Below are 6674 nucleotides of genomic sequence, written 5' to 3' on the forward strand. Positions count from 1 at the left end.
GCCTCGACGACGGTCGCCAACGCGTATATCAAGCCGCTCGCCCACCGCTACCTCGCGCTGATGGCGAAGCGTCTCGATGGGCTCGGCATCCCGGCTCCGCTTCTCCTCATGCTGTCGAGCGGCGGGCTGACCCACGTCGCCGAGGCCCAGCGGACACCGGTGCAGATGCTCGAATCCGGCCCCGCGGCCGGCGCGCTCGCCGGCGCCTTCTTCGGCCGCGCCGACGGCGGCGGCCGCCTCCTGGCCTTCGACATGGGCGGCACCACCGCCAAGCTCTCGCTCGTGGATGACGGCGAGCCGCTCACGGCCTACAGCTTCGAGGCGGCGCGCCAGAAGCGCTTCATGGAAGGCAGCGGCCTGCCCATCCGAATCTCAACGATCGAGCTGATCGAGATCGGCGCGGGCGGCGGCAGCATCGCCTCAGTGGACGAGATCGGGCTCCTCAAGGTCGGGCCGCGGAGCGCGGGCTCCCAGCCGGGTCCCGCCTCCTACGGCCTCGGCGGGACCGAGCCCACGGTGACCGACGCGGATTTCCTCCTCGGCTATCTCAACCCCGGCTACTTCGCCGGCGGCGAGGTCAGGGTGGATGTCGCGGCAGCGCGACAGGCGATCGAGAGGCTGGCCGGGATGCTTGGGCTCGAGCCGGTCAAGGTCGCGTGGGGCATACACGACATCGTCAACGAGAACATGGCCTCCGCCGCTCGCGTGCACATCGCCGAGCGCGGGCGGGACCCTCGCGACTACGCGCTCCTCTGCACCGGCGGCGCGGGGCCCGTCCACGCGCAGCAGGTTGCGCGGAAGCTCGGGATCTCGCGGGTGATCTGCCCGCCGTCCGCCGGCGTCGCCTCCGCGCTGGGCCTCCTCGTCGCGCCGGCGCGCGTCGACCGCGTGGCCACGGTCGGGGTTCGTCTCGACACGGGCAGCATCGCGTCGCTCGAAGCCGCGTTCAGTCGCCTCGAAGACGAAGCGCGGGCGGTCATGGCCGACACCGGTCTCAAGCTCGAGTCGGCGACCGTGAAGCGGCTGGCGGACGGCCGCTTCCTGGGCCAGGGCTTCGACCTGGTCGTCGAGCTGCCCGACGGCCCCTACGACGACGGCGCCGAAAGCCGCAAGAAGCTGACGGCGGCGTTCGAGTCGGCGTACCGGGAGAAATTCTCGCTGACACCGCCGGGCGTCCCCGTGGAGTTCCTGAATATCCGCGCGTCGGCGCGCGCGCCGGTGTCCGGCAGCGAGGTCGTGCTCCAGGGCAGGAAGGGCACGGGCGCCGCCGCCGCGCTCAAGGGGAAGCGACCCGCGTACTTCAGCGAGGCGGGGGGCTTCGTCGAGACGGCGGTCTTCGACCGCTACCGCCTTGGCGTCGGCGACGAGCTCGAAGGCCCCGCCGTCCTCGAAGAGGAAGGCTCGACGCTCGTCGTCGGCCCGGGCGCCACGGCGCGCGTGGCTCCGACCGGGAACGTCATCCTGACGCTGGGCGCGCCGTGAATCCACCGGCTACGCTCGAAACATCCCGGCTCCGGCTTCGCGCGCCGGTGGTTGAGGACGCCGCGGCAATCTTCGACGCGTATACGCAGGATGCGGCGGTCGCGCGGTACACCTCGTGGTCGCCGCACCGGAGCCTGGACGAGACGCGGAAATTTCTCGAGCAGTACTGCGAGGCGGGGCGGAAGGCGGGGACGGTGTTTTCCTGGCTCATCACGATGTCAGAGGATGGAAACGCCGCGGGGATGATCGACTTTCGCCTCACCGCCTGCCGCGCTGAGGTGGGATACGTGCTCGCTCAGCGCTACTGGGGCCACGGTTTCATGACGGAGGCGGCAGGCGCTGTGGTCGAGTGGGTGATTGCCCGACCGGAGATCCATCGTGTGTGGGCGACGGTGGATCTTGAGAACGTGGCGTCCCAGCGTGTGCTCGAGAAGGTCGGCATGGTCAGGGAAGGCGTGCTCCGACGCTGGCTGGTCTTCCCGAACCTGGGCCCGATGCCGCGCGATGTCTGGAGCTTCGCCCGCATCAAGGAGACAGGAGCGCGCCCATGACGTCCCGTTTCGACGCGATCACGCTCGAGGTGCTTTGGACGCGGCTCATCTCCGTCGTGGACGAGGCGGCCAAGGCCATCGTGCGGACGTCTTTCTCCACGCTCTCCAACGAGGCAAACGACTTCGCCTGCGTCCTGACCGACGCGCGGGGCTTCGCGCTTGCCCAGAATTCCGGGAGCATCCCGTCCTTCATCGGCACGCTGCCCGCCACCGTCCGTCACTTCCTCAGCGAGTTCGGTGCCGGCGGCATGAAGCCGGGCGATGTCTTCATCACCAACGATCCCTGGCAGGGCACGGGCCACATGAGCGACGTCTGTCTCGTGAAGCCCATCTTTCACCGGGACCGGCTCGTCGCCTTCGCGGCCACCACCTCGCACATGCCCGACATCGGCGGGCGCATACGCGCCATCGAGGCGCGCGAGCTCTTCGAGGAAGGCCTGCACATCCCGTTGACCAGGCTCCGCCGTGCGGGAGAGACAGACCCGACGCTGGTCCAGCTCATCCGCGCCAACGTCCGCACGCCGGACCAGACCATGGGCGACATCTGGGCGCAGGTGAGCGCCAACGAGCTGATGGACAACCGCGTGACGCGGCTGATGGACGACTACGACCTGCCGTCCCTCGACGCGGTGGGGGACGAGCTGTTCGCCAGGTCCGAGCGCGCGATGCGGCGCGCGATTGCCGCTGTGCCGGACGGCACCTACCGTTTCGCGCTCGAGACCGACGGCTTCGAGAAGCCCTACCAGTTCAGGATCGCGCTCACGGTCAGGGGAGACGAGATCATCGCGGACTACACGGGCACGTCGCCCGCCCAACCGCGCGCGATCAACTGTGTCATGGCGTACACCTATGCGATGACGGCGTATGCCGTGCGCTGCGCGCTCCTGCCCGGCCTGCCGAACAACGAGGGCATGTACCGCCCGGTCAAGGTCGAGGCGCCCGAGGGCTGTCTCCTGAACCCGAAGTTTCCCGCCGCCGTCGTCAGCCGCGCCCAGACGGGGCACTACGTGCCCGTGCTGGTCCTGGGCGCGCTCCACCAGGTCATTCCCGACAAGGTGATGGCGGGGGCGGGCTCGCCGCTCTGGGCCGTGGCGCAGTCGGGCACGCGCGACGACGGGCGCCCGTACACCAACGTCCTCTTCTTCAACGGCGGCATGGGTGCGACGGCGGTGAAAGACGGCGAGCACGTGCTTTCCTGGCCGAGCAACATCTCGAGCACGCCGGTCGAGATCGCGGAGCGGAACAGCCCGCTCTTCTTCCGCCACAAGCGCATGCGCGAGGCCTCGGGCGGGCAGGGGCGCTTCCGCGGCGGCCTCGGCCAGGACGTGCTCTTCGAGAGCCGCTCGCGGCGGCCGATCGTGCTGAGCTTCATGGCCGAGCGCACGCGCGTCCCCGCTCCGGGTCTCGCCGGGGGAGGGCCCGGCGGCATCGGCGACGTCAGGATCAACGGCAAGAAGGTGGACCATCGCCGCCAGCACGTACTTGCTCACGGAGACACCGTGCTCGTCAGCACTCCGGGGGGCGGCGGCTACGGGCCGGCGCGCGCTCGCGCCCAGGCCCTGCGAAAGCGCGACGCGGCGCTTGGCTACTCTGGGAGGGGAAGGAGATGAGCGAGCCCGCGAAGCTCGATCCGGAGGCCGACGCGCTCTTCGAGATCGTGCGCGAGCGCTACGGCGATCGGCTGACGCGGGAGCAGCTGGACGAGCTTAGCCGGATCGTGCGGGCGCAGGTCGAAACCTCGCGCGCTCTCCGCGCGATGCGGCTCACGAACGCCGACGAGCCCATGCAGCCCTTCGCGCCGTACCGGGCCGAGCCATGAAGGCGGACGTGCTCTTCACGCCGCTCCGCGAGCTCGGCGGGCTCCTGAGGACGCGGAAGCTCCTGCCCGTCGAGCTGGCCGAGCTCTATCTCGATCGCTTGGAGCGCCTCGGCCCCAGGTACAACGCCGTCGTGACCGTCATGCGCGAGCACGCGCTCAGCCAGGCCCGGCGCGCCGAAGGTGAGATCGCGGCCGGCCGCTACCGCGGGCCGCTCCACGGCATCCCGTACGGCGCGAAAGATCTCCTCGCGACGGCGGGCGCGCCGACGACCTGGGGCGCCGCGCCGTACAAGGACCAGCGCTTCGATTTCGACGCGACGGTGATCCGCAAGCTCGAGGAGGCGGGCGCCGTGCTCGTGGCCAAGCTCGCGATGATCGAGCTCGCGGGCGGCATGGGCTATCGCCAGCCCACCGCGTCGTTCACGGGGCCCTGCATCAACCCATGGGACGCGAACGCCTGGACCGGTGGGTCGTCCAGCGGCTCGGGCGCCGCCGTCGCCGCCGGGCTCGTTCCATTCGCGATCGGATCGGAGACGTGGGGCTCCATCCTCTCGCCCGCCGGCTACTGCGGCCTCGCGGGCCTGCGGCCGACGTACGGGCGGGTGAGCCGCCACGGCGCCATGGCGCTCTGCTGGACTCTCGACAAGCTGGGGCCGCTCGCTCAGACGGCTGATGAGTGTGGTCTTGTCTTGGAGGCGATGGCCGGGCGGGATCCGAAGGATCCGACCTCGAGCGACCGGCCGTATCGCTACGACGCCGCCGATCGTAAGGGATTCCGCTTCGGGGTCATCACGAACGTCACCGACGGCTGCGAGGACGCCGTCGCCGAGAACTTTGCGCGGTCTCTGGGAGTGCTGAGGGAGATGGGCACGGTGGAGGAGGTCACGCTGCCCGACCTGCCATACGAGCAGATCACGCGGACCATTCTCCAGGTCGAAGCGGCGAGCGCCTTCGAGGACCTGATCGAGTCGGGCGGCATCGCCCGGCTGACTGCGCCCGAGGACCGCATTACGCCCTATGCGCGCGACGCCATTCTCGCCAAGGACTACGTCAAGGCCATGCGGCTCCGCGGCGTCATGGCGAGGGAGATCGACCGCGTGTTCGGGAGCTTCGACGTGCTGGTGGCGCCGGGACGGATCAACGAGGCGCCGGTGCTCGGGCAGGAGTTCAGGAGCGCGATCCGCGCCACCGCGAAGGACGTCATGGGCGCCGTCGGCAACGGCGCGGGGCTGCCCGCCGTCTGCGTGCCCAACGGCTTCGGCGCCCGGGGGCTGCCCACGAGTATCCAGTTCATGGGGCGCGCCTGGGAGGAGAACACCATCCTCGCCGCGGCGCGCGCGTACCAGTCGCTGACCGACTGGCACACGCGGCATCCAAAGCTCGGCTAGCGCTGGCGAAGGTCGGCTAGCGCGGGTCCGGCGGGGCCGTCGGCGTACGCCGTCCGCGTTACCTGCGGCTCACCTCACCTTCGTGGGCGCCTGCCATGCTTGAGTGGCGTTGAGGGGTGCTTGGCTGTATCCTGAGTGTGGTTGGCTATGGTTCTTCGCAGGAGGCGGTCATGAGAAGGCCAGCGTGGATATGGCTCCTGGTCGTAGGGTTGGTGGTTGGACTCCTGGTCCTCCCTGCCGCACCGGGTTACGCCTGGCCCCATCGTGGAGGGGGCGCCGTCTTTATCGGGGTCGGGCCCGCGTTCTGGTGGGGTCCGCCCTATCTGTACTACCCGTATCCGCCGTATTACTACCCGCCCGCACAGGTCATCGTCGAGGAACCCCCGGTGTACGTCCAGCAGGCGCCGTCGCCCCCGGCCCCGCCGGCCTACTGGTACTACTGCCCGAGCGGCCAAGGCTATTACCCACAGGTCCAAAGCTGCCCTGAGCCGTGGGTAAAGGTCCCACCGAAGGCGCCATGACAACGAGAAGCGTCATCGTGTCGGTCAGCACCTCGCTCCTGCTGACGGCTTGCGCGACGGTGCCTACGGGGCCGAGCGTCCTGGTGTTGCCGGGCAACGCGAAGAACTTCGATCAGTTCCAGGCTGATGACACGCTGTGCCGGCAGTGGGCGCTGCAGCAGACCGGCATCACGCCCAACCAAGCCGGTGCGGCCAGCACCGTGACAGGCGCAGTGGTCGGCACGGTAGTCGGCGCCGGCCTCGGGGCTGCCATCGGTGCCGCTTCGGGTAGCCCGGCAACCGGCGCGGCCGTGGGCGCAGGAGTTGGACTCCTCGGCGGGACGGCGGTAGGCGCCGGCAATGCCTACGGCGCCGGCATCTCGGTACAGAGGCGCTACGACATCGCGTACGTGCAGTGCATGTACGCCAAAGGCAATCAGGTTCCGGTCTCTAGGGGCCTACAGCCGGCATACACGTCATCGGCGCCTCCGCCTCCGCCGCCGCCGCCGCCTCCTCCTCCTCCGGGGGTGCCGCCACCGCCCGCCGGGCCGCCGCCACCACCGCCGCCTGGGCCTGCGCGCTAGCAGCTGCCGCCGGCTGGTGTAATTGAGAAGTCGCTATGGGAGGTGCCCTATGATCCGGAAGATCCTCAGTCTCGCCCTCGCGGCGATGCTATCCCTCGCGCTCGCCGCCCCGGTGTTCGCGGGCAGGGGACACGGGGGCGGCTCCCATGGTGGGCGTGGGGGCTTCCATCATGGAGGCGGCTCTCATCGCGGCTGCTGTTGGGGTGGTGCCTTCGTCGGCGGGTTGTTCCTAGGCTCGGTGCTCGCCTACCCGTACTACGTCTACCCGTACTACGCGTACCCGTACTACCCGTCCTATGCCTATCCGTACCCGGTCTACCGGGAGCCTGTCTACGTGCCCGTTCCGGCCT

General features: G+C 69.8%; 8 protein-coding genes. All 8 read left to right on the forward strand.

All coding sequences use genetic code 11. The features are described 5' to 3' along the window. Window positions 1-1482 (forward strand): hydantoinase/oxoprolinase family protein (locus VGV06_03545; GenBank protein HEV2054230.1); only part of this gene is annotated, 1482 nt, incomplete at its 5' end. Beyond that, complete coding sequence (locus VGV06_03550) at window positions 1479-2033, forward strand: GNAT family N-acetyltransferase (GenBank protein HEV2054231.1); 555 nt, start codon at window positions 1479-1481, stop codon at window positions 2031-2033. The genes VGV06_03545 and VGV06_03550, both read left to right, overlap by 4 nt. Continuing rightward, window positions 2030-3643 carry a hydantoinase B/oxoprolinase family protein gene (locus tag VGV06_03555; protein ID HEV2054232.1) on the forward strand — a complete coding sequence of 538 codons (1614 nt, stop codon included), beginning with the start codon at window positions 2030-2032 and terminating at the stop codon, window positions 3641-3643. The genes VGV06_03550 and VGV06_03555 overlap by 4 nt, the downstream gene beginning before the upstream one ends. Continuing rightward, window positions 3640-3852, forward strand: coding sequence for a hypothetical protein (locus VGV06_03560; protein ID HEV2054233.1), 213 nt, complete (start codon window positions 3640-3642; stop codon window positions 3850-3852). Before VGV06_03555 ends, VGV06_03560 begins: the two co-directional genes overlap by 4 nt. Further along, window positions 3849-5240 carry an amidase gene (locus VGV06_03565; GenBank protein HEV2054234.1) on the forward strand — a complete coding sequence of 464 codons (1392 nt, stop codon included), beginning with the start codon at window positions 3849-3851 and terminating at the stop codon, window positions 5238-5240. Before VGV06_03560 ends, VGV06_03565 begins: the two co-directional genes overlap by 4 nt. A gap of 170 nt (window positions 5241-5410) precedes the next feature. Further along, on the forward strand, window positions 5411-5761 hold the full coding sequence (locus tag VGV06_03570) for a hypothetical protein (protein HEV2054235.1): 351 nt from the start codon (window positions 5411-5413) through the stop codon (window positions 5759-5761). Next, window positions 5758-6324 (forward strand): glycine zipper family protein, encoded by a 567-nt coding sequence (locus VGV06_03575; protein ID HEV2054236.1) that lies wholly within the window; start codon window positions 5758-5760, stop codon window positions 6322-6324. Before VGV06_03570 ends, VGV06_03575 begins: the two co-directional genes overlap by 4 nt. Before the next feature lie 49 nt (window positions 6325-6373). After that, a partial coding sequence (locus VGV06_03580; GenBank protein ID HEV2054237.1) for a hypothetical protein occupies window positions 6374-6674 on the forward strand: 301 nt, incomplete at its 3' end.

The sequence above is a fragment of the Candidatus Methylomirabilota bacterium genome (assembly GCA_035936835.1).
Lineage (GTDB): Bacteria > Methylomirabilota > Methylomirabilia > Rokubacteriales > CSP1-6 > AR37.

Coding starts and splice junctions, on each gene's coding strand:
- VGV06_03570 (HEV2054235.1), top strand. CDS start 5,411: ATGAGAAGGCCAGCGTGGATATGGCTCCTGGTCGTAGGGTTGGTGGTT.
- VGV06_03560 (HEV2054233.1), top strand. CDS start 3,640: ATGAGCGAGCCCGCGAAGCTCGATCCGGAGGCCGACGCGCTCTTCGAG.
- VGV06_03565 (HEV2054234.1), top strand. CDS start 3,849: ATGAAGGCGGACGTGCTCTTCACGCCGCTCCGCGAGCTCGGCGGGCTC.
- VGV06_03555 (HEV2054232.1), top strand. CDS start 2,030: ATGACGTCCCGTTTCGACGCGATCACGCTCGAGGTGCTTTGGACGCGG.
- VGV06_03575 (HEV2054236.1), top strand. CDS start 5,758: ATGACAACGAGAAGCGTCATCGTGTCGGTCAGCACCTCGCTCCTGCTG.